This window comes from Rhodococcus sp. A14 (assembly GCF_011603105.1).
GTDB lineage: Bacteria > Actinomycetota > Actinomycetes > Mycobacteriales > Mycobacteriaceae > Rhodococcus_F > Rhodococcus_F opacus.
Map to the genome: position 1 here is coordinate 13972 of NZ_JAAOQS010000037.1, position 24667 is coordinate 38638.

Sequence of the window (24667 nt, forward strand, 5' to 3'; positions counted from 1 at the left end):
TGGAGTTTCTTTTCCGGTAAGTGACTAGACCCGCCAGCGGGACAGCCTGCGTTCGATCAGTACGAGAACGGCGTTGAGCGTCAGCCCGAGAACAGAGATCGCGACGATGCCCGCATACATGTTGGGGATCTGGAAGTTGAACTGGGAGGCGGTGATCAGGTAGCCGAGGCCTGCCTTGGCCCCGACCATCTCGGCGGCGATCAGCACGAGGATCGACGACGCCGCCGCCATGCGGATTCCGGTGAAGATGGTGGGAACGGCGGCGGGCAGCACGACCTTCTGGAACAGGCGCACGGGCGACAGTCCCAGCGAGGACGCCGACTTGATCAGCAACGGGTCGACGGTGCGCACACCGGAGATCGTGTTCAGCAGGATCGGGAAGGTGCACGCGTAGATCACCAGGGCGATCTTGGACTCCTCACCGATGCCGAGGATCAGGATGAACACGGGGAGCAACGCCAGCGCCGCCGTGTTGCGGAACAGCTCCAGGATCGGGTTCAGGAAGTCCGACACCGGGCGGTACCAGGCGATCGCGATGCCCAGCGGGATCGCGATCACGACCGCCACGAAGAATCCGATCAGGGCGCGGGAGAGGCTGGCGGACACGTGCTGCCACAGCTCACCGCTCTTGAGCAGATCGAAGAATGCCTCGACCACCGTGGTGAACGGGGGAAGGAACACCTCGTCGACGAGACCGACCCGCGGAGCGATCTCCCACAGTGCCAGGAAGGCGACGATCGCGACGGACGGCTTGAGGATCCGCCAGGCGATCGGACGCAGTGCCGCACCGGCACGCTGGACAGCACCCGGCTGCGGCGGGGTGGAAGCGGGCGACGGAGCCGAGGTCCCGGGTCGATCGATTGCGACGGGAGCTTCCGGTGACGCGAGTGCGCTAGACATGTGCTTCCTCCTTCTCGATTACCTGTGCACGCTCCACTTCGCCGTGCAGCAGCGTCCAGATGCGGTGGCGGTAGTGCCGGAACTGCTCGTTGGACCGGACGTCCTCGCCGCTGCGGTCGATGTCGATGTCCACGAACGTCTTCACCCGGCCGGGCCGCGACGTCAGGACGGCGACCCGCTGCCCGAGGTAGATGGCCTCGTCGATGCCGTGCGTGATGAACAGGATGGTCTTGCCGGTGGCCTTCCAGATGCGTAGCAGTTCGTCCTGCAGCGACTCACGGGTCTGCGCGTCGAGCGCCGCGAACGGCTCGTCCATCAGCAGCACCTCGGGATCGAACGCGAGGCTGCGGGCGATCGCGACGCGCTGCTTCATGCCGCCCGACAGCTCGTGCGGGTACCGGTCGCCGAAGCCCTTCAAGCCGACGAGCTCGAGGTAGTGCTCGGCCAGTTCGCGCCGTTCCTTCTTGGGCAGTCCCTTGGCCTCGAGCCCGAATTCGATGTTGTGCCGGGCCGTCCGCCACGGCAGGAGTGCGTACTGCTGGAAGACGATTCCGCGGTCGAGACCGGGCCCGGTCACCGGCTGCCCGTCGAGCAGGATCCGGCCCGACGTGGGGGTGCTGAGTCCGCCGAGCAGGTCGAGCAGCGTGGACTTCCCGCAACCACTCGGCCCGACGAGGACGAGGAATTCGCCGTCTGCGAGATCGATGTCGATGTCCTCGATCGCGGTGAACTTGTCCTTGGACCCTCGCACGTCGAACTGTTTGGTGACGTGCTCGAGGCGGAGCTTGGGCGTCTGAACCCGATCGGGGTTCGAGGCGGTGGTGCTCATTTCTGTCCTTCCAGTACTTCTCCGTCGGGCCCGCTCTCGGGCTGGAACGTGCCGTTGGCGTACGGGTTGAATTCGTTGGTGTAGAGGTCGGTTGCGGTCAACTTGCCCTCGTCGAGCTCACCGTTGCGGACGAGCCAGTCGATCCAGGTCTGCAGTTCCTTCTCCTGGATCACGGCCCCGGCGACAGGAATCCCGGAGCTGCGCCAGTAGTCGATGGCCTCGTCGCTCTCGTTGCGGCCACGCTTGTCGATGATGCTCTTGAACCGTGCGACGACCTCCTCACGCGGAGTCACCTGGGTCCATCGGATGGCCCGGGCCGTGCCCTGCACGAAGTCCGCAACGGCGTCCTTGTTCTTCGCCAGGAAGTCGTCGCGCACCACGTAGGTTCCGTAGCTGAATGCGCCGAACAGATCCCGGTCCGTGAACAGCGGCCGGATACCCCCACGCTCCTGGGCTGTTTCGCGGAAGATGCCGTTGATGGCGGCCACGTCGATCTGACCTTCGCGCAGGGCCGTTTCGTTGTTCACCGGCGGAACCACGGTCAGCTCCACCTGTTTGATCTCGTCCTGGGTCAACCCCTGCTGGGCCAGCCACTCCCGGACCAGGAACTCGTGGTGCGCACCGAGCGTGTTCATCCCGACCTTCTTGCCGATCAGGTCGCGCGCCGAGCGAATGGGGCTGCCGTCCAGCACGAAGTATCCCGTGTACTCGCCGGCGTCCGCGCCGTAGGAACTCAGCACCGACGTGATCGGTGCCCCGGCGGCATTGAGTTTGACGACGGCTCCGTTGAACGCCGAGCCGAACTCGATGTCACCGGTGGCCGCCGACTGGATGTCCTGCGGGCCGCTGGTGGTGTCGCCGACCCATTCGAGCGTGATCTTGTCGTAATACCCTAGGTCCTCGGCGAGCTCGTGGAATCCCACGTCCCCGGCCCACCCCTGGTAACGCAGGACCGTCCTCCCGTCCTCGATGGTGGCGGTCTCCGACGAGCCGGCGCACCCCGCCACTCCCGAGGCCAGCGTGAACAGTGCTGCGGTTGCCGCGAGGGCGCGCACGGCGCCGCGCCGGAAGTGGGACATCGACATCACTTTCTTCTCGTGGGGATCTGGGGTGGAGTTCACTTGGCGGCCAGCGCTTGTCCGTCGGGGCCGCTGTCGGCGGGGTACGTGCCGTTGGCGTACGGGTTGTACTCGTTGGTGTAGACGTCGGCGGGCGTGAGCTTGCCGTCCTCGAGTTCCCCGTTGCGGACCAGCCAGTCGATCCAGGTCTGAATCTCCTTGTCGGTGATCACGCCACCGGGACCCGCCACACCCGGCGTCTTCCAGTAGTCGACGAGGTCGGTGGTCTCGTTGCGGCCGCGCTTGGTGATGATGTCCTTGTACTTCGCGATCACGTCGTCGCGCGGAGTCGTCTGGGTCCAGCGGATCGCGCGTGCCGTGCCCTGCACGAAGTCCGCGACGGCGTCCTTGTTCTTCGCGATGAAGTCGTCGCGGAACAGCAGCGAACCGTAGGTGAAGGAACCGAAGATGGATTCGTCGGTGAACAGCGGGCGGATGCCGCCGCGTTCGACCGCCTTGTCGCGGAACACGCTTCCGAGCGTGCCGACGTCGATCTGACCCTGCCGCAGCGCCTGTTCGGTGTTCACCGGCGGAACGACGGTCAACTCGACCTGCTTGATCTCGTCGGGGGTCAGGCCCTCCCGCGCCAGCCACTCACGCACGAGGAACTCGTGGTGCGCGCCGAGCGTGTTCATCCCGACCTTCTTGCCGATCAGGTCACGTGCCGACGTGATCGGGCTTCCGTCGAGCACGTAGTACCCGTTGAACGTCTCCTTGTCGGAGCCGTAGTAGCCGATGACGGACGTGATCGGCGAATCGGCCGCGGCCAGCTTCAACACCGCACCGTTGAACGCGCCACCGAAGTCGGTCTGCCCCGTGGCGGCATTCTGGATGCTCTGCGGCCCACTGGTGGTGTCGCCGATCCAGTTCAGTTCGACCTTCTGGTAGTAGCCCAGGTCGGCCGCGAGTTCCGGGAACGAGACCTGTCCCGTGGTCCCCTCGTAGCGCAACACCGTCTTTCCGTCGGCTGTCGTGGTGGTCTCGGAACCGGAGCACGCGACAGCAAGGCTGGTGAATGTGAGAAGGGCGGCCGCTGCGGCCAGAGTCCGCGCGAAACGTGGACGAATCATCGAAGGTCTTCCTAGTGTGTGATGCCCGCCCACGACGAAGCGGCGGGTCCTGCGAGCGCACTCCCGAACCCGCCCGGCGGACGCCGGACGGGTGAGCAGGACGTGCAGAAGAAAAAGGGGTGCGAAAAAGCCAGGTCAGCTACGACAGCCGAAACACTGGAACATGGCAGACTCCCTGGACGTGGTGTGGTCGCCACACCATACGTCCGGACCCACCACCAGGGTCAACGGTTACGCACACGACGGATTTTATGTCTGGACCGCACGTAGGATATCGGCATGCCCACTGCGACGCTGGTAGACGAATTCGAGTCCCACCGGCCGCATCTGCTCTCCGTAGCGTACCGGCTGACGGGAAGCGTCAGCGACGCGGAGGACGCCGTGCAGGAGTCGTGGCTACGACTCGACGACGCGGACGCCGCGAACATCCGCGACCTCCGGCCGTGGCTCACGACGGTGGTCGGGCGGATCTGCCTCGACCGGTTGCGGTCGGCCGCGGTGCGGAGGGAACAGTATGTCGGCCAATGGCTTCCGGAACCCATCGTCACCGGACTGTCGCCGTCAGCCGAGCCGGACCCGCTGGAAGCGGTCGTCCGGGACGAGGACAACCGCCTCGCCGCGCTGATCGTGCTCGACACGCTCACCCCTGCGCAACGGGTTGCGTTCGTGCTGCACGACGGTTTCGGGGTGCCGTTCGACGAGGTAGCCGGGATTCTCGGAATCGAGACGCCCGCGGCGCGTCAGCTCGCGTCGCGGGCCCGCAAGGCCGCTGCCGCAACCACACCCGCCGTTCCCGACGAGGAGCATGCGCTCGCCGTGCAGCGACTGCTCGAGGCACTCGCCGCCGGCGACCTCGACGCGGTGGTCGCGGCGCTGCACCCGGATGCCCTCGTCATCGGCGACGCCAACGGCACCACGAGCACCGCCGTCAACGTCATCCGCGGCGCGGACAAGTTCGCCCGCTTCTTCCTCGGTCTCATCGAACGGTACGGGCCGGCGGTGTTCACCGTCATGCAGCCGGTCCTGGTCAACGGCCAGCTGGGCTTCTTCAGTGCCGCACTCACCGGCGACGAGGCCCACCGCAGCTCGCCGCCGCGAGTGGGTGGGTTCACCGTCCGGGACGGACTCGTCTACGCGGCGTACGACATCGCCAATCCGGAGAAGTTCGGCGGGATCAGGCTCCCGGGCCTTCCTTCGTGACCGCGGCGTCGTCGGCCCACGGCACCCGGCACGAATCGGTGCCGAAACCCTGCTCCGTGATGCCCAGCGCCGAGTACATCCGGGCGCGCATGTTCTCGATGCCGATCTGGTAGGACAGTTCGACGACACCGGCCCGGCCGAACCGGCGCTCGAGGTCTGCCACCTGTTCGTCGGTGACCGTGGTGGGCGTCGCCGTCATCGCGTCGGCGTATGCGATGGCCGCGCGCTCGTCCTCGCTGTACGCGGGCGAGTCGGCGTAATCGGCGATGTGCTGGAGCCGCTCCACGTCGAGGCCGTCGAGGCGTTGCAGCATCGTGCCGAAGTCCACGCACCACGAGCAGCCGATCGTCCACGCCACGCGGTAGACGGCGATCTCCCGCACGTTCGCGGGAAGCACGGTCGACGCCTTCTGCACCGCCAGCTCGTGCCGGGCCGACGCGACGAACAGCTTGCGGTGATGGGCGAGCACGGTGAACGGCTCGGGCACCTCGTCGAACTTGTGGGCAGCATATTTGTAGGCGACCTTCACCAGCGGGCTCGCGTCCGCCGGGGCCACTGCGGGAATGCGGGGCATTGCGTCCTCCATCGTCACCGGGCGCCCTTCGCGCGCCGTCTACAGAGAAGACGAGACAGCCCCGCAGAACGTGACGCGGCCCTGTGCAACCCTCGCCGCCACACCGACTACGCTGCAGTAATGCCCGCAACGCCGCGCAACCGCACCGTCCAGCGCTTGCAGCCGTTCGCGTCCACCATCTTTGCCGAGATGACGGCGCTCGCCGTGCGCCACGACGCCATCAACCTCGGCCAGGGTTTCCCCGACACCGACGGTCCCGCGTCCATGCTCGACACCGCGCGCCGAGCCATCGCGGACGGGCTCAACCAGTACCCACCCGGCCCCGGCATGCCCGTGCTCCGACACGCTGTCGCGGCCGACCGCCTGGCCCGGTACGGGCTCGACCACGACCCCGACTCGGAGGTGCTGGTCACCGTCGGCGCCACCGAGGCCATCAGCGCCGCCATTCTGGGGCTGGTCGAACCGGGTGAAGAAGTGGTGCTGATCGAGCCGTACTACGACTCCTACGCAGCGTCGGTCGCGCTGGCGGGAGCGGTGCGACGCAGCGTGCCGCTCGCCCGCTCCGGCACGAAGTTCCTCGTCGACCTCGACGCTCTGCGAGCCGCGATCACACCGAAGACCCGGATGCTGGTGATCAACACCCCGCACAATCCGACCGGCACCGTGTTCACCCCGGAGGAGATCGCCGCCGTCGCGGAGCTGGCCTGCGAGCACGACCTGCTGGTTCTCAGCGACGAGGTGTACGAACACCTGGTCTTCGACGGCCGAACGCACACCGCCCTGGCCACTCTGCCGGGAATGTACGAACGGACCGTCTCGGTGTCGAGCGCCGCCAAGACGTTCAACGTCACCGGGTGGAAGATCGGCTGGGCGTGCGGTCCGGCGGAACTGATCGACGCCGTCCGGACCGCGAAGCAGTACATGTCCTTCGTCGGCGGCGGACCGTTCCAACCCGCGGTGGCGCATGCGCTGAGCCACGAGCAGCAGTGGGTGAAAGAGCTGCGGGACAGTCTGCAGGCCAAGCGGGACGTGCTCTACGACGCGCTCGTCGCGTCCGGTCTGGAGGTCCATTCGGGCGGCGGCACGTACTACCTGTGCGCCGACATCACCGCGATCGGCGAACGCGACGGCATCGACTTCTGCCGCAGGCTCCCGGAGCGCATCGGCGTGGCCGCGGTGCCGGTCAGTGTGTTCACCGACCATCCGCAGCCGTGGAACCCGCTGGTGCGGTTCGCGTTCTGCAAGCAGGACCACGTGCTCGAGGAGGCGGCGCGGCGGCTCCGGACCCTCGGGGAGCCCGGATCGTGACTGCCCGCACCATCCCCGCCGACTTCGTCCGGCGATCGCTCGAGCTGTCGGCGCGCAGTGGGGTCGATCTCTCCCCCGCGCTGTCGGCGGCGGGAATCACGACGGCGTCGCTGGAGGATCCGCTGGCCCGGTTGACGCCGACCCAGGTCACCGCGTTCACCCAGGCGGTCTGGCAGATCACGGGCGACGAATTGTTCGGGCTCGGGCCGGCCCCGGTCCCCCGCGGCACGTTTCGGCTCGTCTGCCTCGCGCTGATCCACACCGCGGATCTGTCCGCCGCTCTCGAGCGGATGGCCGACATCCTGCGCGCCCTGCCGTCGCTGCCCGCGCTGCACATCGGTCCCGGTGTCAACGGCGGAACCCGGATGACCATCGACATCCGCCCGGCCGCGGCCGAACGGTCCACCGAGGACGTGCAGTCGTCGCTCGAGGCGACGCGGGTGACCACCGATTTCCTGCTGATCCTGCTTCATCGTTTCGCGGCGTGGCTCGTGGGCAAGAGGGTCCGGTTGCTGGCAGTGGAACTGCCGTATCCGGCGCCGCTGCCGCACCTCGCCGAGAACTACGATCACATCTTCGGTGTCCCCGTGACATTCGATTCCGACCTTCCCGCAGTCGAATTCGACAACGCCGTCATGCGGGCGCCCATCATCCAGACCGAGGAGACGCTCGAGGACTACCTCCGAGAGTCACCGACGCTGCTGATGTCGGAGCGTGACTACGACAGCACGGCGTCGGCGCAGGTGCGCCGGGTCCTCGAGCTGGGCATGAAAGGCCGGACGTCGACGGCCGAGGACATCGCGGAGATGCTGTCGATCAGCGTCCCCCACCTGCGCCGCCTGCTCCGGCAGGAGGGGACGTCGCTGAATCAGCTGCGCGAGGAAGTGCTCCGCGACGCCGCCGTGGCCGGGCTCCGACGAGGCGAGACCGTGGAGGACCTGTCGGCGCGACTCGGCTTCTCCGAGCCCAGCGCGTTCCGTCGCGCCTTCAAACGCTGGACCGGCAGCACCCCGAGTTCCTACCGCGGAGCGTGACAGCGCGTCAGCTGACGCAGAACTCGTTGCCCTCGGGGTCTGCCATCGTGACCCACTCGCTCGGTCCCTGGCGGCCGCGGTGCAGCACGGTGGCGCCGGACTGCTCCAGCTTCTCGGCGACCTCGTAGCGGGCGTCGCCGACCCTGATGTCCAGGTGGAGCCGGTTCTTCACCGTCTTCCGTTCGGGAACCAGCTGGAACAGCACGCGCGGGCGCTCCGGGTGCTCCGGATCGCGGATGGCCTGGCCCTCCCGCCAGACCAGGACACCCTCGAACTCCATGGTGTCGGACTCCTGCGCGTGGCCGGCCTGGACGAGCCCGCGGATGAACTCCTCGTTGCTCGGCTCCACCTCCCAGCCGAGCGTCTGCGCCCACCATTTGGCCAGGGTATGCGGGTTCTCCGAGTCCACTGTGACTTGAAATTCATATCCCATGGCCCGACGGTACAGCGGGGCACCGACAGGTCCCAGTGAGCCGAATCCCGGCACCTGCCGGTGTCAGGGTTTGACGAGGATCCGGATGGGGTCTCCCTCGTGGTTCGCGAGCTTCTCGATGCCCTTTGCGACGTCCTCGAGCGGGATGATCTCGCTGATCGACCGTGACAGGTCGAGGCGGCCACGGGACACCAGTTCGGCGAGGGTTTCGATGTCCACGTTCTTGTAGCCGAGGTGGCCGAGTACCTGCTTCTGGGACAGTCCGAACTGCGCGGTGGTGCCCACCGAGGCCTCCTGGGCGCTCAGCCCGACCGCCACGAGTCGGCCTCCCACCGTCAGGCAGTCGAGTGCCTGCTCGAACGTCACTGTCAGTCCGGCCGCGTCGAACGCGACGTCGAGCATCCGGCCGCCCGTCGCGTCGGCGACCTTCTCCTTCAGGTTCTCGTCCCGGGAGTCGAATGCGTAATCGGCCCCGAGCTCCAGGGCACGTTCCCGCACAGCGGGATTGATGTCGAACGCGATCACGGGGACAGCTCCGACCAGGCGCGCCAGCTGCACGATGTGGGTGCCGACTCCACCCACGCCCCACACGCCGACGGTCTCCCCGACCACCACCTTGCCGGTGCGCACGACCGCGCCGAACGGCGTCGACACCGCGTCGGCGAGGATGGCCGCCTGCTCGAACGGAACGTTGTCCGGGATGCGGGTCAGTCCCCCCGCCTGCGCCACCGTGTATTCGGCCCACGCGCCGTCGTAGGCGAACGCCATCAGCTGGATGCTCAGACAGTTCGTGAGGTCCCCGCGGCGGCAGTTGCGGCACGCAAAGCAGGGCCGGCCCGCGGACGGCACGACGCGGTCTCCCTCGGACCAGCCGGTCACTCCGGCACCGAGTTTCGCGATGGTGCCCGACGCCTCGTGGCCCTGCGTCACCTCGGGCAGGAGCGCGGGGAACGTGCCGTCGATCAGGCTCAGGTCGGAATGGCAGATGCCGCAGAACTCCACTTTGACGAGCACTTCACCGGGTCCGGGTTCCGGAATCGGAACATTTTCGACCGCAATGCTTTTCGTGTCGGCATGGAATCGCTGCGCCCGCATGGTCTCGGCCATCTCTCACCCTTCGTCGTCGTCGCTTCCGACGGTACCCGCGAAACATGCTCATGCGTGCATAATTCAGGCCACTGCCGGTTCAGACCGTCGCGGGCCGCGTCCGGTCGAGAGCGAGGTGAACGGCGAGGCCGCCGAGGACGCTTCCCATCACGAACTTCTGCGCACGCAGCCACACCGGGCGTCCGGACAGGAACGCCGCGACAGTTCCTGCGACGCAGACGATCAGCGCGTTCACGGTGAGCGCGACCACGATCTGCACGGTGCCCAGCAGCAGGCTCTGCAACCACACCGGCCCAGCGCCGGGGTGGACGAACTGCGGGATCAGCGCCAGGTACATCACCGCGATCTTCGGATTGAGCAGGTTGGTCGTGAGCCCCATCAGGAACAGCCGGGCGGACGAATCCCGGGGCAGCCCGCGGGCAGGCGCGAACGGCGCGTGCCCGCCGGGCCGCAACGCCTGCCACGCCAGCCAGCCCAGGTAGCACGCGCCCGCCAGCTTCAGCGCGGTGTACGCCTGCGGGACGGCGGAGAACACCGCCGAAATGCCCAGTGTCGCAGCAGCCAGATAGCACAGGAATCCGAGAGCGACCCCGGCCAGCGAGACCAGCCCCGCCGCCCTGCCCTGAGTGATGCTGCGCGAGACCAGATACACCATGTTCGGTCCCGGTGTGAGAACCATGCCGAGGGCGATCGCCGCCACTCCGAGTACCGCCGCCGAATCGATCATGCCCGTGACGATCCCACCGCGGCGACGCGCCGTCGCGGTCCAGTCCGGCCTCGGTGGACCTGTGTCCGGGTTGCATTCGTCGACGACCAGTGGGAACGTCGGAAGAGTAAAGCGTTGTCCAATCCGAAAGGGTGAAACACGAGTTATGCGTACGGCCGTAGCCGACAACTACCCCACGAGGGACCGCAACGAGTGCACGATGACCGTCCGCCAGGACCCGGTCACCTGGTCGGACCAGAAACGGGGTGATACCCGCTCCGGTCCGCTCACCGCGAATCAGATTGCCGACTACGACAAACGCGGATATCACTCCGCCGAGTCGATCATCCCACCACGCGACGTGTTCAACCTGGTCGACGAGATGACCCGCCTCGCCGAGACCGATACGCTGCGCGGCGACGGCCGGGTCGTGCGGGAGAACGGCGACGGCGCCGTCCGTTCCGTGTTCGACGTCCACCGTCTCAGCGACGTCGTCGACGAGATCATCCGCCGCCCCGAGGTGGTGGGTATCGCCCGGCAGATCCTCGGTTCGGACGTCTACGTCCACCAGGCGCGACTCAATTTCAAGCCCGGTTTCTCCGGCGGCCCGTTCTACTGGCACTCCGACTTCGAGACCTGGCACGCCGAGGACGGCATGCCCACTCCTCGCGCCGCGAGTATCTCGATCGCGCTCACCGAGAACTACGGGCACAACGGCGGGCTGATGATCATGCCCGGATCTCACCGCGCGTTCGTGTCGTGCGCCGGCGAGACCCCCGAGGACTACTACAAGGAATCGCTGGTCAGCTACGTTCCACCCACGGGTTCGCCCGATCAGCCGACGCTCACCCGGATGGCGAACGAGTACGGCATCGACATGATGACCGGACCGGCCGGCTCCGCCACCGTGTTCGATTCCAACTGCATGCACGGTTCGAACGGCAACATCACGCCGTTCGCGCGTTCCAACCTCTTCATCGTGTTCAACAGTGTCGAGAACACCCTGACGGATCCGTTCTCGGCGCCCGCCCCGCGCCCCGACTACCTCGGTAGCCGGGATTTCACCCCCTTGCGGTAACGAGCACCATGACGTACCGCGGCCCGCTCCCTGACGTCGGAGCGGGGCCGCGGTCTGTCGATGCCGCGAAACCCGTAGCCTTCGCGCCGTCCTGCATGCGACGATGACTGGGCACGGTTCGACCGCCCGGCCGGGCGCCGGCCGAACCTTCATCTCCCGGAACGGGGAATGATGTTTGCCTACATCGCGCGCACTGTCGTCGCACACCCGTGGCACGTCATCGCGACCTGGGTGGTCGCGGCAATAGCCGTCATCCTGTTCGCACCGAGTCTCGACGACTACACCACCGGCAACCAGCAGACGTTCCTGCCCAGTTCATTCGAGTCCTCCGAGGCGCAGGCCGTCGGAAACGAATACTTCCCGAGCCTGTCGGGCGCCACCGGCAGCCTGGTGGTGGTCCGCGCCGACGCCGCCCCGCTGTCACCCGCCGACCAGCAGACGGCGCTGAATCTCGCGACCACGCTTCAGAATTCGGCGATCCCGGGAGTCGTGAGCGTGCAGGGGTCGCCTGCGTCGCTGTCCGCCGACGGGAAGGCCGCCGCACTGCAGGTGGTGTTCGACGGACAACCCGGCGACGACCAGGTCAACGACGCCGTGCCGGTCATCCGGGGCGACGCCGAGCAGCAACTGAACGGCACCGGCCTGGTGAGCGGGCTGACCGGGAACGCGGCCATTCAGGTCGACACCACCGCCGCCTACGACAACGCCGACAAGGTCATCACGATCGCCACGGTGATCGTCATCCTCACCCTGCTCGGCCTGATCTTCCGCAGCCCCGTCATCGCCGTGCTGCCGGTTGTCGTGATCGGTGTGGTGCTGTCGGTGGTCACCGGACTGACCGCCGTGCTCGCCGATCTGTTCGACTTTCAGGTCAGCACGTCGCTGCAATCCATACTCGTGGTCGTCCTCTTTGGTGTCGGCACCGACTACATCGTCTTCCTGCTGTTCCGCTATCGCGAACGTCTCCGGCAGCAGGCCGCGGCGGGGTCCACCACCGACACCCATCGAGAGGCCCTCGTGTTCTCCACCGACGTCGTCGGGCGCGTCGTCGCGTCGTCGGCGCTCACGGTCATCGTCGCGTTCGCCGCCCTGCTACTGGCGAAACTCGGCTCGCTCACCACGCTCGCGCCGGGACTCATCGTCGCCGTGGCCGTCATGCTGGTGACGGCGTTGACGCTCATCCCCGCCGTGTTCACCGTGCTGGGCCGCCACCTGTTCTGGCCGCTCGGACCGGGGCACGACAGCCCCCACACCCCGTTCGCCTCGATCGGCGCCGCGATCGGGCGCCGGCCAGCCGTGTTCGCCGTCGCGATCGGCGTCGTGTTGATCGCGCTCGCCTCCTTCGCGTCCGGCTACAAGTCGACGTACAACACGCTGGGGGAACTGCCCTCCGACACGCCGTCACAGCAGGCCTTCGACACCCTCGATCAATCCTTTCCCGCGGGTGCGCTGAGCCCGACCCAGGTGTACGTCGTGGCTCCCGGACCGCTGGATCCCGCGTCGCTGACCCCGCTCGTCACCGCTCTCACGCAGGTGCCGGGCGTGTCCTCGGTCGCCCCGCCGCGACCCAGTCAGGACGGTCGAGCCGCGCTCGTCAACGTCGTACTCGCCGACGACCCCTACTCGAACGCGTCCCTCGACCTCGTCGAGGGACCGATCCGCGACGCCGCCCACGGAGCGGTCCCCGGCTCGGAAGTCGTTGTGGGAGGGCAGACATCCACGTTCGTCGACGTCCGCGCGCAACTCGCGGCGGATACGCGCCTCGTGTTCCCCGTCGCCGCAGTCGCCATCGCGCTGATTCTCGCCCTGCTCCTGCTCGCCGTGCTCGCCCCGCTCAACCTGCTGGTGTGCGTCGCACTCACGTTCGTCGCCACCCTCGGCGCCGTGGTGATCCTGTTTCTGCACGGCCTCGGCTACGACGGGATCGACTTCTCGATTCCGATCGTGCTGTACCTGTTCGTCGTCGCGATCGGCACCGACTACAACATCCTGCTGGCCTCGCGACTGCGCGAGGAATTCCGCAACGGGTACACCCCGCGTGAGTCCGCGCGGATCGCCGTCTCCAACGACGCTCCCACGGTGGCCGCCGCCGGTCTGATCCTGGCGCTGACCTTCGCTTCCCTGACCCTCACCGGACTGGCCAACCTCGCCGAACTCGGCTTCGGTGTCGCGATCGGTGTCGCCATCGCCGCCTTCGCGATGGCCCCGATGCTGGTACCGAGCCTGGCGGCACTCGAACGTCGCGCCTTCTGGTGGCCGAGCAGGCAGAAGGCGACCGTCGACACCGGCGACGACCGCGAGCCTGCGGTGCCGCGGTGACAACCGCCGCCGTTCCCCGGGCTTCCGTGTAGACGCACCACTTCTCCGCAGCCGCACTCCTTCCAGGGCCCCAAAAGTAGTGCGCGAACCAAGAAGGGGTGCGTCTGAGCGGCGACTGCCGCCTCGAGAAAACAGTGGGAACATACGTTCGAATATCGGGTAGCATGGCGGCATGACTTCCGCGGATGCGCGGTATGCGCTCCAGGCCTCACTGTTCGACGACGCGTCGTTCGGTGTCGATCTAGGCGCGCTCGGGTCGACGGTGCAGCGTCGCATGCTCACGGCGGGAGCGTGGGTCGACGTGCGGCCTGGGTGGCTGACCGGTTCCGACGAGCTGTTCACCACGCTCGCGGAGACGGTGCCGTGGAAGGCGGAGCGGCGCCAGATGTACGACCGGGTGGTCGACGTCCCACGCCTCGTCCGGTTCTACCCGGAGGGTGAGCCGCTCCCCGACCTGCTGCTGGTCGCGGCACGCGACGCCCTGAGCACGCATTACCTGCCCGAACTGGGCGAGAAGTTCGCCACTTCCGGACTCTGCTTCTACCGCGACGGCTCCGACAGCGTCGCCTGGCACGGCGACGACACCGGCCGGAGCCGCACCGAAGACACCATGGTCGCCATCCTCTCGCTCGGCGCCGCGCGTCCGCTGCTGCTGCGTCCGCGCGGCGGCGGGCACTCGATCCGGTACTCGCTCGGCCACGGTGACCTGCTGGTGATGGGTGGTTCCTGCCAGCGCACCTGGGAGCATTGCGTACCGAAGAGCACCCGCCCGCTCGGACCGCGGATCAGCGTGCAGTTCCGCACGAGAGGCGTGCGGTGATCACTTCCGACGTGCGGCCACTGCCTGCGCGAGACGGTCCAGCTGCGCCGCCGTCGTGTTCCAGTCGATGCACGCGTCGGTGATGGACTGGCCGTACGTGAGGTCCTCGGCCTTTCCGAGCGTGAGGTCCTGACGACCGGCTTCGATGAAGCTCTCCACCATCACACCGACGATCCCCTTCTCGCCTTCCTCGAGCCGCACCGCGATGTCGTTCAGCACGTCGACCTGCCTCTCGTGGTTCTTGCTGCTGTTGCCGTGGCTGGCATCGATGACGACCCGCTCCGGCAGACCGCCCTTGCGCAGCCGGGCGAGCGTGTCCGCCACCGTCTCCGCGTCGTAGTTCGGTCCGTCGCTGCCCCCGCGGAGGATGACGTGGCAGTCGGGGTTACCGACCGTGCGGATCAGCGCGGCCTGCCCGTCGAGGTCGGTGCCGGGGAACACGTGGCTCGCCGCGGCGGCGCGGGTGCCGTCGACCGCCACCTGCACGTCCCCCTCCGTCGAGTTCTTGATCCCGACCGGCATCGACAGCGCGCTGCACAGCTGGCGGTGCACCTGGCTGGCGGCGGTGCGGGCACCGATCGCGCCGTACGTGACGAGGTCCGCGATGTACTGCGGCATGATCGGGTCGAGGAACTCGCAGCCGACCGGCAGGCCGAGCGAGGACACGTCGAGCAGCAGCTTGCGGCCCATGCGGATCCCGGTGTCGATGTCGAACGTGCCGTCCAGATGCGGGTCGTTGAGCAGGCCCTTCCAGCCGAGCGTGGTGCGCGGCTTCTCGAAGTAGACCCGCATCACGATGTGCAGGTCGTCGCGCAATTCCTCGGCCTTCGCGGCAAGCCGGCGGGCGTAGTCCATGGCGGCGTCCGGGTCGTGCACCGAGCACGGGCCCACCACGACGAGCAGTCGATCATCGTCGCCGTTCAGCACGTTCACCGTGTCGGCGCGGCCGGAGCGCACGGTCGCGGACGCGACGTCGTCAGGGGCGTGTTCGAGGCGCACGACCGACGGGGCCACCAGCGGGCTGATGCTCGCGGTGCGCTGGTCGTCCAGCCGATCAGTGCTGGTAGTGGTGTCGAGGGTGACAGTCATGGGTTCGGGTTCCTGTTCTCAGGCCGGCCCTCGAAGACTGTGGAGATTCCCGCGAGCCGGTCTGTAATCCGGCTCTGGGGTGGAAGAAGTCAGCGCGTGGTTACGCCGACCGGCCCACCCGGGGCCGGCCTGCTAAACCAGAAATATGCGCGCTGCATGGCGCCCACAGTAACGGCTGCCCCCGATCGGCGCCACACCTACCCCTGGCCCCTGACATTTGTCACGGTGAGGTCGTGACGGACGTGTGGGGGTCGGCGGCCGTCGGGATCGCACGCTGATTGCATGACATCGACAGCGCTCCACACCTCCACGAAGGCCTCCGCGTCGCCGGCTCCGGCAGTCAGCCTGCGCGGCGTCCACAAGAACTTCGGTGACGTTCACGCCGTCCGGGGCCTGGACCTCGAGATCCGGCCCGGCGAGATCGTCGCGTTCCTCGGCCCCAACGGCGCCGGCAAGACCACCACCGTCGACATGGTCCTCGGATTGTCCCGCCCCACAGCCGGTGAGGTGTCCGTCTTCGGCACCGATCCGCGCACCGCGATCGCGCAGGGTCTGGTCTCGGCGGTCATGCAGACGGGCGGCCTGCTGAAGGAACTGACCGTCGAGGAGACCGTCCGGCTCACCGCGAGCCTGTTCGCCGACACGCGGCCGGTCGGCGAGGTCCTCACCCGGGCCGGCATCGCCGATCTCGCAAACCGGTTGGTGGGCAAGTGTTCCGGAGGTCAGCAGCAGCGACTGCGGTTCGCGATGGCACTGCTCTCCGATCCCGAGCTGCTGATCCTCGACGAGCCGACCACGGGCATGGACGTCGAGGGCAGGCGGGACTTCTGGTCGGCGATCCGCGCCGACGCGGACAGCGGCCGGACCGTCGTCTTCGCGACGCACTATCTCGAGGAGGCCGACGCCCACGCCGACCGGATCGTGCTGGTGCGCAAGGGAAAAGTGGTGGCCGACGGCACCGCTGCCGAGGTGAAGGCATTGGCCACGGGACGCACGGTGCGCGCCCACCTCCCGGGCGCCGACAGGGAACAGCTGTTCGCGATTCCCGGCGCCGACAGCATCGAGGTGCGCGGTGACAGCGTCCTCGTCCACTCGACGGACACCGACGCCGTGGCCCGCCACCTCCTCACGCAGACGCCTGCCTGCGACCTCGAAATCGTCTCCCGAGGACTCGAAGACGCGTTCATCGCGCTCACCTCCGACGACTCCGCCACGGAAGGATCGAACTGATGACCACCCTCGCCGTACCCCGCCGCGTTCCCCCGCTCGGCGGCCTCAACGCCACCCTCCTCGGACTCGAACTGCGCCGGCTGCTGCGCAATCGGCGCACGATGATCATCACTCTCGTCATGCCGGTCGTCTTCTTCCTCATCTTCGGCCTGAACCCCAGCTACTCGGGTGAGAGCGCGGGCAACGGGAACGTCTCGGCGTACGTGATGATCAGCATGGCGCTGTACGGCGCGATGATCGCGACGACGAGCGGCGGCGCGATGGTGTCGGTGGAACGGGCGTCGGGATGGAGCCGGCAGTTGCGGCTCACCCCCTTGTCCCCCGGGGTCTACATCTTCGTCAAGGTGCTCGTCGCGATGATGCTCGGGCTCGGGGCCGTCGGCGTCGTCTACCTCGTGGGCGCGTTCACGTCCGTCCGGATGGACACGTCCCTGTGGTTCGCGACGGCCCTGATCACCTGGCTCGGATCCGCAGTGTTCGCCGCGTTCGGCCTGTTCATGGGGTACCTGCTGCCGAGCGAGAACGTCATGCAGATCCTCGGCCCCGGGCTCGCCGTGCTCGGCTTCGCGGGCGGGCTGTTCATGCCGCTTCAGGACGGTTCGGTGTGGGCGTCGATCGCGCAGTTCATGCCCACGTACGGGCTGAGTCAGCTGGTGCACGCACCGCTCACCGGTGAGGCGATGCAGTGGACGTGGCTCCTCAACGTCGCGGTGTGGCTGGCGATCTTCGTCGGCGGTGCGGCGTGGCGTTTCCAGCGCGACACCGAGCGAGTGTGACGGCGGTATCGTGACTGCCGTGACCACCCCCGACGGCCCCGTCGTGACCAGGCGATGGGGCCGTTTCGGATTCATTTTCGCCGCCGCGTGGACGGTCTTCCTGTTCCAGCCGTTCCTCGACGGGTGGGCCGCCCGCGATCAGGTCCGGGGCTGGATCGGGATGATCGCCACGCTGGCATTCGCGGTGACGTACCTTGCGATGTTCCGGTGGTCGCATACCCGGCGCGCGCACAACGAGTTTCGGCCACCGCTGAACCAGGCGGTACCGCTCGTGTTGGCGTTGTTCGGGCTCGCAGCCGTCATGGTGGTCGCCGTCGGGTCGTCGGGGCTGTCCGCCGGCGTCTTCCTCGCCGTCTCCGCGGTCATGCTGTTCCCCGCGTGGCTCGGCGGGCTCACCGCGCTGACCGTCGCAGTTCTCGTGGAAGTGATCTCCACGGTGATGGACTGGGGGTCGGGCACCGGGCTCTCGCTGGGCGTGTGCGCGGCAGCATTCGCGATGTTCGGGGTGACCAAGCTGATCAACCGCAACATCGAATTGGTCCGGGAACGGGAAGCGAGCGAACGACTCGCGGTGCAGGAGGAACGCACCCGGATGGCCCGCGACCTCCACGACATCCTGGGGCACTCCCTCACCGTCATCACCGTCAAGGCCGAACTCGTGGGCCGGCTCCTCGACATCGACATCGACCGGGCCCGCACGGAAGTGGCAGACCTGGAACGCCTTTCCCGCGACGCGCTCGCGGACGTCCGGCAGGCCGTGCAGGGAATCCGGGGGCTGTCGCTTCCGGTGGAGATCGCCCGGGCCGGGGAAGCGTTGCGGTCGGCCGGAATCGAGGCCGAGCTGCCCAACAGCACCGAGTCGGTGCCCACCGGCCTGCGCGAGTTGTTCGCGTGGACGGTCCGCGAGGGTGTCACCAACGTGGTCCGGCACAGCGGCGCGACGCACTGCTCGGTCACGGTGGGCGAACGCGAGGTCACCGTCGTCGACGACGGCGCCGGCTGCGCCGAATCCGTGCACGGGAACGGGCTGGTGGGCCTGCGGGAGCGCGCCGCGGCCGCCGGAGCCCGGGTCGTCATCACCCATCCGCAACCGGGCGGGTTCTCGTTGCACGTGCTGAAGGAAGAGGTCCCGTGACGATCCGGCTGCTGCTCGCCGACGATCAGGCACTCGTCCGCGGTGCCCTCGCCGCCCTGCTCGACCTGGAGGCGGACCTGACGGTCGTCGCGGAGGTCGGGCGCGGCGACGAGGTCGTCGCGGCGGCGCGCGAGCACTCCCCCGACGTCGCGCTCCTCGACGTCGAAATGCCCGGCCTGGACGGGATCGCCGCGGCCACGGCACTGCGGACCGAGATGCCGCAGACCCGCATCCTGATCGTGACGACGTTCGGTCGTCCCGGGTACCTGCGCAAGGCACTGCAGGGTGGTGCATCGGGGTTCGTCGTGAAGGACACCCCGGCCCGGCAGCTCGCCGACGCCGTCCGGCGCGTCCATGCCGGACTGCGCGTCGTCGACCCGGCTCTCGCCGCCGACAGTCTCGTCAGCGGGGAATCACCGCTCACCGACCGGGAGACCGACGTGCTGCGGGCGGCGCGGGACGGTGCGCCGGTCGCCTCGATCGCTGCCGCACTGTTCCTGTCGGCAGGCACGGTACGCAATCACCTGTCTTCGGCGATCGGCAAGACCGGCGCCAGCACCCGCGCCGAGGCCGTCCGCGCCGCGGAGTCGAACGGCTGGCTGTAGGCCCTCCGGGCTCGTGCGCCTTTTTGGTAGTTGGGGCTACCAAAAAGGCGCACGGGCCGAAGGCCTATGCTGGCCGGTGCAGCTGGTTCGCCCGGCACGGTCGTGAGGAGCCCCGAAGACCGCACCTGGCGTCGAAGCACGTCGGCCTCCCCGGAGTCCGCGTGTGAGAGGGAACCCGGTGATAATCCGGGACTGTCCCGCAGCGGTGAGCAGGAACGACCGCCGTCACCATGCACTGGGCAACCGCCTGGGAAGCGACGGCCACTAGGTCCGGTGTGATGTCACACCGGCTGCCTGCAAGTCCGAAGACCTGCCGACTGTGTCGGGCACGCCGTGCCCGACGGTTACCGCCTCGTGGATTGGGCGTGTAGACCTTCTCGCGCTGCAGCACGTCCCTGGGCTCGAGAGGTGTACCCGTTTGCCGGCGGTAGCCGTACCGCGTACGCAACTGGAGATACCGTGACATTTTCTTTCACCGCGACCGTGCTGGGCTCACCTCGCATCGGTCCGAATCGCGAACTGAAGAAGGCCGTCGAGTCGTACTGGGCAGGCCGCCTCGACGCCGAAGCGCTCGACGCGCTCGCCCGGGATCTGCGCCGTCAGACCTGGACGAGCCTGCGCGACGCCGGCCTCGACTCCGTGCCCGTCAACACGTTCTCGTACTACGACCATGTGCTGGACACCGCGGCGATGCTCGGCGCACTGCCCGACCGTGTCGCCGGCATCGAGAGCGACCTCGACCGCTACTTCGCCGCCGCCCGCGGCAACGACACCGTCGCCCCGCTCGAGATGACCAAATGGTTCGACACCAACTACCACTACCTGGTGCCGGAGATCTCCCCGACGACGACGTTCGCCCTCGACCCGTCGAAGGTGCTCCGCGAACTCGAAGAGGCACGTGCCCTGGACATTCCGGCCCGCCCGGTGGTGGTGGGTCCGGTCACGTTCCTGCTGCTGTCGAAGGCTGTCGGCTCGGACGCACCCCTCCTCGACCGCCTCGACGAACTCGTCCCGCTGTATGCGGACCTGCTCGGTCGGCTCGCCGACGCGGGCGCCGACTGGGTGCAGATCGACGAACCCGCGCTCGTCGCCGACCGCACACCGGAGGAGATCGCGGCGGCCAAGCGGGCCTACGACCGGTTGTCCGCGCTGGAGTCGCGACCGGCGATCCTCCTCGCGTCGTACTTCGGCAGTCTCGGTGACGCACTCCCCGCCATCGCCTCGACCGGTGTCGAGGGAATTGCGATCGACCTGGTCGCCGGATCCGACACTCTCGCCACCGTTCCCGATCTGACCCGCAAGCACGTCGTCGCCGGCGTCGTCGACGGACGCAACATCTGGCGCACCGACCTGGACGCGGCACTGGCGTCGCTCGGCACCCTGCTGGGCAGCACCGGTTCGCTCGCCGTCTCGACGTCGTGCTCGCTGCTGCACGTCCCGTACACGCTCGACGCGGAGACCGGACTCGACAAGGCGCTGCGGTCGTGGCTGGCGTTCGGTACCGAGAAGGTCCGCGAGGTCGTCACCCTCGGCACCGCACTGACCAGCGGTCGTGAATCCGTCGAGGACGAGTTCGCGCTCGCCCGCGCGGCGGCGTCCACCCGCAGCACCGACAGGCGTCTGCACGACGCCACGGTCCGTGCCCGGCTGGACGCGCTCACCGCGTCCGATCCGGGGCGCAGTCCCGCCGCGGAACGTCGGGAAGCCCAGTCGGCGCTGTCGCTTCCGGTGCTGCCGACCACCACCATCGGCTCCTACCCGCAGACGACGCAGATCCGGGTCGCGCGCGCGGCGCGGCGCAAGGGTGAGATCGACGAGTCCGAGTACCTGAACCGGATGCGCGCCGAGGTCGCCGATGTGGTTGCGCTGCAGGAGAAGCTGGACCTCGACGTGCTGGTGCACGGCGAACCGGAACGCAACGACATGGTGCAGTACTTCGCCGAACAGTTGGACGGGTTCTTCGCGACGGACAACGGCTGGGTGCAGTCGTACGGCAGCCGCTGCGTCCGCCCGCCGATCCTGTACGGCGACGTGCGACGCAGCAACCCGATGACCGTCGAATGGATCACGTACGCGCAGTCACTCACGCAGCGTCCGGTGAAGGGCATGCTCACCGGTCCGGTGACGATCCTGGCGTGGTCGTTCGTGCGCGACGACCAGCCGTTGGCCGACTCGGCCAACCAGGTGGCGCTGGCCATCCGCGACGAAACGGTGGACCTGCAGGGCGCGGGCATCCGGATCGTCCAGGTGGACGAGCCCGCGCTGCGCGAACTGCTGCCCCTGCGGGCCGCGGATCAGCCGGCGTACCTCGACTGGTCGGTCGGGGCGTTCCGTCTCGCGACGTCCGGGGTCTCGGACTCGACGCAGATCCACACCCACCTCTGCTATTCGGAGTTCGGTGAGGTCATCGAGGCCATCGCGAGGCTCGACGCCGACGTCACCTCCATCGAGGCCGCGCGCTCGCACATGGAGGTCCTCGACGACCTCAACGCCGTCGGCTTCGATCTCGGCGTCGGCCCGGGCGTGTACGACATCCACTCGCCGCGGGTGCCCGGTGTCGAGGAGATCGCGGCGTCGCTGCGGGAGGCGCTGAAGGCGGTGCCGGTGGAACGGCTGTGGGTCAACCCCGACTGCGGTCTGAAGACCCGTGGTCCCGCCGAGGTCGAGGCGTCGCTGCGCAACCTCGTCGACGCGGCGAAGCTGGTCCGCGCGGAGCTGTAGGCGGCTCCGCCGCCCGTGAGTGGTTGAGGAGTCTCTGGACTCGTCAACCACTCACGGGGCCGAAGGCCCTGCTCTGCGACGGATTCTCACCGAACCGGCGACGGTAGGCGGCCGCGAAGAGGCCGAGGTTGACGTATCCCCACGCGCCGGCGATCGAGGCGACGGTCTCGCCCGGCGATGCGGTGAGCAGTTCCTCCCGGATGCCCTGGAGGCGCTGCTCACGCACGTACTCGGCCGGGGTGGTGTTCAGGTATTTCCGGAACGACCCGGACAGGGTGCGGACGCTGACACCCACCGCGTCGGCGATGTCGGAAGCGGTCGGCAGTTCGCGGGCGTACTCCCGGATGTATTGGACGGCGTGCCGCACATAGCCGGGCGCCGCCGGGCCGGTGGACCTGTCCGGGTCCACTCCGGCGCGAGCCGCCCATTCGGTGAGCAGGTGCCCGACCAGCAACTCCTGCAGGTTGAGTCCGATGCGCCCCTCGGTGGCGTGCCCCGGTAGCTCTCCCGTCGTCCGCATCGCGTAAGCGAGCAGCGCCTGCCAGCCGGATCCGCCGCCCCCGATGGCGCATTTGCGTTGCCATAGAAGATCTCCGGGGTCGAATCCCCACCAGCGCACAGCCGTGTCCGTGAGCAACGCATGGGGAACGGTGAGATTGAGCTGGACGTGGTCGGGCGAGAACTCGACGAGGTAGTCGACGCGACTGCAATCGGCGACGAACGTGTCACCTGCCGGTGTGTCCGCGGTGGCGTCGTGGTCGAGGTGGTGCCGGGCGTTGCCCCGGATGGTCGTGAGAACGAGCGCGTTTCCTGCGTCGGACGAGAAGTCGCCGACCGAGACGGGGATTCCGTAGGAGAACCGGGTGACGGTGATGTCGCCGATCTTCGTGGAGTACATGCTCGACCGGGGTGACAGCCCGACACCGAGCGGACGCACGACGTAGGGCATGTACACGCGGTCGGACCAGAGTTGGATCTCGCTCCAGTCCTCCGACGCTCTGCGCTCGGCGGCCGTCGGCCGTCCCACCGCAAACGGATCCAGCACGACCATGCGTCGAGTATTCCACCCGCACGAGGCCGAAGGCCCATTGCTTATATCGTGAGTATGTGCTCATAATATGGGTGTACCTGTGACGCCAGTCACTACCCCGCCTCCTCGATAAGGACGCGCACATGTCAGACGTAGCAATCCTGATCAACACCACGGTCGCCGTCGCGGCGGTCGTTCTGATGATCGTGCGTTTCAAGTTCAACCCAGTGGTGTCACTGGTCGTCGGATCCGCCTACCTCGGACTCACGACGGGACTCGGCACGGCCGAAACGGTGGAAGTCATCAGCACCGGTTTCGGCGACATCATGGCCGAAGTGGGACTTCTGATCGCCTTCGGCGTCCTGGTGGGCGCCATGTTGAAAGAAATGGGCGCGATCCAGCGCCTGGTCGGAACACTTCTGCGGGTGTTCGGGCCGAAACGAATGCCCTATGCGATGTCGCTGACGATCGCGACGTTGCTGCAGTCCATCTTCCTCGACGTCCTGCTCGTCATCTCCGCCCCGCTCGCCCGCAACCTCGCACCGAAGGTCGGCCGGGTCGGGACCGCACGCATGGCCACCGCCCTCGCCATCGGCCTGGAGTGCGGCATCGTGCTGATGGTTCCCGGTGTCGGCGCCCTCGCCCTCGCCGGACTTCTCGGTGTGCCGCTCGGCAAGATGCTGATCTTCGGCTTGATCCTGGTGATCCCGACCGTGGCGATCTCCGTCGCGATCATGTCGTTCCTGTTCACCCGCGGTTGGTGGAACCCGGAGAAGGACGAGGAGCACTTCCATCAGACGGTCGTCGACGACGAAGAGGACCAGTGGACCGACGGCGGCAGCGGCGGGACCACCCCTCGGCCCGATGCCGGCGGACGCGTCGCCCAGGCGCAACGCACCGCGACCGTCACCGAGGTCACGGCCGAGCGCGCGGCGCACGACCGCCCCCTGATCCTGCTCCTCGCTCCGCTGCTCGTCTCCCTCCTGCTCATCGCGACCGGCGCGATCCTGGACATCGCCGAGATCAGCAATCCGGTCGTGTCGTTCGTGTCCGAGCCGCTCATCGCGCTGCTGATCGGACTGATCGGCACCAGCTTCGTCGGACGGCTCAGCATCGGCCAGCACCGCGTCCAGAAGGCGATCGCCAGCGGTTTCAGCGAGAGCGGCCAGATCCTCATCCTCACCGGCGTCGGTGGGTCCCTCGCCGCGACCATCGCCGCGGCCGGTCTCGGCGACATCCTCGGCAAGTACTTCACCGCCAATCACGCCGCTCCGCTGCTGATGGTGTGGGTGATCGCCGCCGTCCTGCACGTCGCCGTCGGCTCGGTGACCATCTCCGCGATCACCGCCGCGGGCGTCCTCGCCCCCATCGCACCGACCCTCGGCCTCGACCCCGTCCTCATCGCCCTCGCCGCCGGCGCCGGCTCCCTGTTCGCGGTGCATGTCACCAGCAACACGTTCTGGCTGCTGCAGTCCTTGATGGGTCAGACCACACGAGGCACGCTGAAGACGTGTTCGGTGGGAGTATCGGTGGCATCGGTCGTCGCAATACTGCTCGTCCTGCCCATGAGCCTCGTTCTCTGAGC

22 protein-coding genes and 1 riboswitch are annotated in these 24667 nt (G+C 67.9%); of the genes, 12 read left to right on the top strand and 10 right to left on the bottom strand.

What is annotated here, in order from left to right; all coding sequences use genetic code 11:
• Positions 1-24: 24 nt before the first annotated feature.
• From G9373_RS20335 to G9373_RS20350, 4 genes are read right to left on the bottom strand one after another with little or no spacing between them, the layout of a single operon-like run.
• Positions 25-900, bottom strand: a complete 876-nt coding sequence (locus G9373_RS20335) for an ABC transporter permease (protein WP_005561797.1) — start codon at positions 898-900, stop codon at positions 25-27.
• Positions 893-1729, bottom strand: coding sequence for an ABC transporter ATP-binding protein (locus G9373_RS20340; protein WP_005244194.1), 837 nt, complete (start codon positions 1727-1729; stop codon positions 893-895). Before G9373_RS20340 ends, G9373_RS20335 begins: the two co-directional genes overlap by 8 nt.
• Complete coding sequence (locus G9373_RS20345; RefSeq protein WP_054247111.1) at positions 1726-2814, bottom strand: ABC transporter substrate-binding protein; 1089 nt, start codon at positions 2812-2814, stop codon at positions 1726-1728. The genes G9373_RS20340 and G9373_RS20345 overlap by 4 nt, the downstream gene beginning before the upstream one ends.
• A 32-nt stretch (positions 2815-2846) precedes the next feature.
• Complete coding sequence (locus G9373_RS20350; protein ID WP_005561795.1) at positions 2847-3917, bottom strand: ABC transporter substrate-binding protein; 1071 nt, start codon at positions 3915-3917, stop codon at positions 2847-2849.
• 279 nt (positions 3918-4196) lie between these two features.
• Between G9373_RS20350 and G9373_RS20355 the strand changes: the two genes are divergently transcribed.
• Positions 4197-5117 (top strand): sigma-70 family RNA polymerase sigma factor, encoded by a 921-nt coding sequence (locus G9373_RS20355; RefSeq protein ID WP_005561794.1) that lies wholly within the window; start codon positions 4197-4199, stop codon positions 5115-5117.
• Here the strand turns inward: G9373_RS20355 and G9373_RS20360 are convergent.
• Positions 5092-5691 carry a carboxymuconolactone decarboxylase family protein gene (locus G9373_RS20360; protein WP_005244202.1) on the bottom strand — a complete coding sequence of 200 codons (600 nt, stop codon included), beginning with the start codon at positions 5689-5691 and terminating at the stop codon, positions 5092-5094. The two genes, G9373_RS20355 and G9373_RS20360, sit on opposite strands and share 26 nt — an antisense overlap.
• A gap of 120 nt (positions 5692-5811) precedes the next feature.
• On the opposite strand from G9373_RS20360, the gene G9373_RS20365 reads away from it, so the two are divergent.
• The gene (locus G9373_RS20365; protein WP_120659668.1) at positions 5812-6999 is read left to right on the top strand and encodes a pyridoxal phosphate-dependent aminotransferase; all 1188 of its coding nucleotides are present in this window, start codon (positions 5812-5814) and stop codon (positions 6997-6999) included.
• Positions 6996-8033, top strand: a complete 1038-nt coding sequence (locus G9373_RS20370) for an AraC family transcriptional regulator (RefSeq protein ID WP_120659669.1) — start codon at positions 6996-6998, stop codon at positions 8031-8033. Before G9373_RS20365 ends, G9373_RS20370 begins: the two co-directional genes overlap by 4 nt.
• Before the next feature lie 7 nt (positions 8034-8040).
• On the opposite strand, the gene G9373_RS20375 is transcribed toward G9373_RS20370, so the two are convergent.
• From G9373_RS20375 to G9373_RS20385, 3 genes are all read right to left on the bottom strand, one after another.
• Positions 8041-8466 (bottom strand): VOC family protein, encoded by a 426-nt coding sequence (locus G9373_RS20375; protein ID WP_005255234.1) that lies wholly within the window; start codon positions 8464-8466, stop codon positions 8041-8043.
• A gap of 63 nt (positions 8467-8529) precedes the next feature.
• Entirely contained in the window at positions 8530-9573 is a 1044-nt protein-coding gene (locus tag G9373_RS20380; RefSeq protein ID WP_133986132.1) for a zinc-binding dehydrogenase, read from the bottom strand.
• A gap of 79 nt (positions 9574-9652) precedes the next feature.
• Positions 9653-10300, bottom strand: a complete 648-nt coding sequence (locus G9373_RS20385; protein ID WP_005255230.1) for a LysE family translocator — start codon at positions 10298-10300, stop codon at positions 9653-9655.
• 145 nt (positions 10301-10445) lie between these two features.
• Between G9373_RS20385 and thpD the strand changes: the two genes are divergently transcribed.
• From thpD to G9373_RS20400, 3 genes are all read left to right on the top strand, one after another.
• Positions 10446-11357: an ectoine hydroxylase gene (gene thpD / locus G9373_RS20390; RefSeq protein WP_133986131.1), complete on the top strand. Its 912-nt coding sequence runs from the start codon at positions 10446-10448 to the stop codon at positions 11355-11357.
• Positions 11358-11525: 168 nt separating this feature from the next.
• Entirely contained in the window at positions 11526-13676 is a 2151-nt protein-coding gene (locus G9373_RS20395; protein WP_133986130.1) for an MMPL family transporter, read from the top strand.
• A gap of 172 nt (positions 13677-13848) precedes the next feature.
• The gene (locus G9373_RS20400) at positions 13849-14496 is read left to right on the top strand and encodes an alpha-ketoglutarate-dependent dioxygenase AlkB (RefSeq protein ID WP_133986129.1); all 648 of its coding nucleotides are present in this window, start codon (positions 13849-13851) and stop codon (positions 14494-14496) included.
• On the opposite strand, the gene G9373_RS20405 is transcribed toward G9373_RS20400, so the two are convergent.
• Positions 14497-15585, bottom strand: a complete 1089-nt coding sequence (locus G9373_RS20405) for a 3-deoxy-7-phosphoheptulonate synthase (protein WP_133986128.1) — start codon at positions 15583-15585, stop codon at positions 14497-14499.
• 282 nt (positions 15586-15867) lie between these two features.
• Between G9373_RS20405 and G9373_RS20410 the strand changes: the two genes are divergently transcribed.
• The 5 genes from G9373_RS20410 (at position 15868) to metE (ending at position 22052) form a co-directional block, all read left to right on the top strand.
• Positions 15868-16815, top strand: a complete 948-nt coding sequence (locus G9373_RS20410; RefSeq protein WP_133986127.1) for an ABC transporter ATP-binding protein — start codon at positions 15868-15870, stop codon at positions 16813-16815.
• On the top strand, positions 16815-17591 hold the full coding sequence (locus tag G9373_RS20415; protein WP_005255218.1) for an ABC transporter permease: 777 nt from the start codon (positions 16815-16817) through the stop codon (positions 17589-17591). The genes G9373_RS20410 and G9373_RS20415 overlap by 1 nt, the downstream gene beginning before the upstream one ends.
• Before the next feature lie 19 nt (positions 17592-17610).
• Positions 17611-18726: a histidine kinase gene (locus tag G9373_RS48220; RefSeq protein WP_240482884.1), complete on the top strand. Its 1116-nt coding sequence runs from the start codon at positions 17611-17613 to the stop codon at positions 18724-18726.
• A complete protein-coding gene (locus tag G9373_RS20425; RefSeq protein ID WP_133986126.1) occupies positions 18723-19331 on the top strand; it encodes a response regulator transcription factor in 609 nt (202 codons plus the stop codon). The genes G9373_RS48220 and G9373_RS20425 overlap by 4 nt, the downstream gene beginning before the upstream one ends.
• Positions 19332-19456: 125 nt before the next feature.
• Positions 19457-19664: riboswitch (cobalamin riboswitch) on the top strand.
• 126 nt (positions 19665-19790) lie between these two features.
• Positions 19791-22052, top strand: a complete 2262-nt coding sequence (metE, locus tag G9373_RS20430; RefSeq protein WP_054247089.1) for a 5-methyltetrahydropteroyltriglutamate--homocysteine S-methyltransferase — start codon at positions 19791-19793, stop codon at positions 22050-22052.
• A 43-nt stretch (positions 22053-22095) separates the two neighbouring features.
• On the opposite strand, the gene G9373_RS20435 is transcribed toward metE, so the two are convergent.
• Positions 22096-23103: an AraC family transcriptional regulator gene (locus tag G9373_RS20435; RefSeq protein ID WP_005571800.1), complete on the bottom strand. Its 1008-nt coding sequence runs from the start codon at positions 23101-23103 to the stop codon at positions 22096-22098.
• 122 nt (positions 23104-23225) lie between these two features.
• Here G9373_RS20435 and G9373_RS20440 point away from each other — a divergent pair, with 122 nt between their 5' ends.
• Complete coding sequence (locus G9373_RS20440; RefSeq protein WP_005571798.1) at positions 23226-24665, top strand: SLC13 family permease; 1440 nt, start codon at positions 23226-23228, stop codon at positions 24663-24665.
• The last annotated feature ends 2 nt before the right edge of the window (positions 24666-24667 follow it).

Bases quoted from the DNA above. Each gene is read 5' to 3' on its own strand.
- G9373_RS20335 (WP_005561797.1), bottom strand. From the start codon at position 900: ATGTCTAGCGCACTCGCGTCACCGGAAGCTCCCGTCGCAATCGATCGA.
- G9373_RS20340 (WP_005244194.1), bottom strand. From the start codon at position 1,729: ATGAGCACCACCGCCTCGAACCCCGATCGGGTTCAGACGCCCAAGCTC.
- G9373_RS20345 (WP_054247111.1), bottom strand. From the start codon at position 2,814: ATGTCGATGTCCCACTTCCGGCGCGGCGCCGTGCGCGCCCTCGCGGCA.
- G9373_RS20350 (WP_005561795.1), bottom strand. From the start codon at position 3,917: ATGATTCGTCCACGTTTCGCGCGGACTCTGGCCGCAGCGGCCGCCCTT.
- G9373_RS20355 (WP_005561794.1), top strand. From the start codon at position 4,197: ATGCCCACTGCGACGCTGGTAGACGAATTCGAGTCCCACCGGCCGCAT.
- G9373_RS20360 (WP_005244202.1), bottom strand. From the start codon at position 5,691: ATGCCCCGCATTCCCGCAGTGGCCCCGGCGGACGCGAGCCCGCTGGTG.
- G9373_RS20365 (WP_120659668.1), top strand. From the start codon at position 5,812: ATGCCCGCAACGCCGCGCAACCGCACCGTCCAGCGCTTGCAGCCGTTC.
- G9373_RS20375 (WP_005255234.1), bottom strand. From the start codon at position 8,466: ATGGGATATGAATTTCAAGTCACAGTGGACTCGGAGAACCCGCATACC.
- G9373_RS20380 (WP_133986132.1), bottom strand. From the start codon at position 9,573: ATGGCCGAGACCATGCGGGCGCAGCGATTCCATGCCGACACGAAAAGC.
- G9373_RS20385 (WP_005255230.1), bottom strand. From the start codon at position 10,300: ATGATCGATTCGGCGGCGGTACTCGGAGTGGCGGCGATCGCCCTCGGC.
- thpD (WP_133986131.1), top strand. From the start codon at position 10,446: ATGCGTACGGCCGTAGCCGACAACTACCCCACGAGGGACCGCAACGAG.
- G9373_RS20395 (WP_133986130.1), top strand. From the start codon at position 11,526: ATGATGTTTGCCTACATCGCGCGCACTGTCGTCGCACACCCGTGGCAC.
- G9373_RS20400 (WP_133986129.1), top strand. From the start codon at position 13,849: ATGACTTCCGCGGATGCGCGGTATGCGCTCCAGGCCTCACTGTTCGAC.
- G9373_RS20405 (WP_133986128.1), bottom strand. From the start codon at position 15,585: ATGACTGTCACCCTCGACACCACTACCAGCACTGATCGGCTGGACGAC.
- G9373_RS20410 (WP_133986127.1), top strand. From the start codon at position 15,868: ATGACATCGACAGCGCTCCACACCTCCACGAAGGCCTCCGCGTCGCCG.
- G9373_RS20415 (WP_005255218.1), top strand. From the start codon at position 16,815: ATGACCACCCTCGCCGTACCCCGCCGCGTTCCCCCGCTCGGCGGCCTC.
- G9373_RS20435 (WP_005571800.1), bottom strand. From the start codon at position 23,103: ATGGTCGTGCTGGATCCGTTTGCGGTGGGACGGCCGACGGCCGCCGAG.
- G9373_RS20440 (WP_005571798.1), top strand. From the start codon at position 23,226: ATGTCAGACGTAGCAATCCTGATCAACACCACGGTCGCCGTCGCGGCG.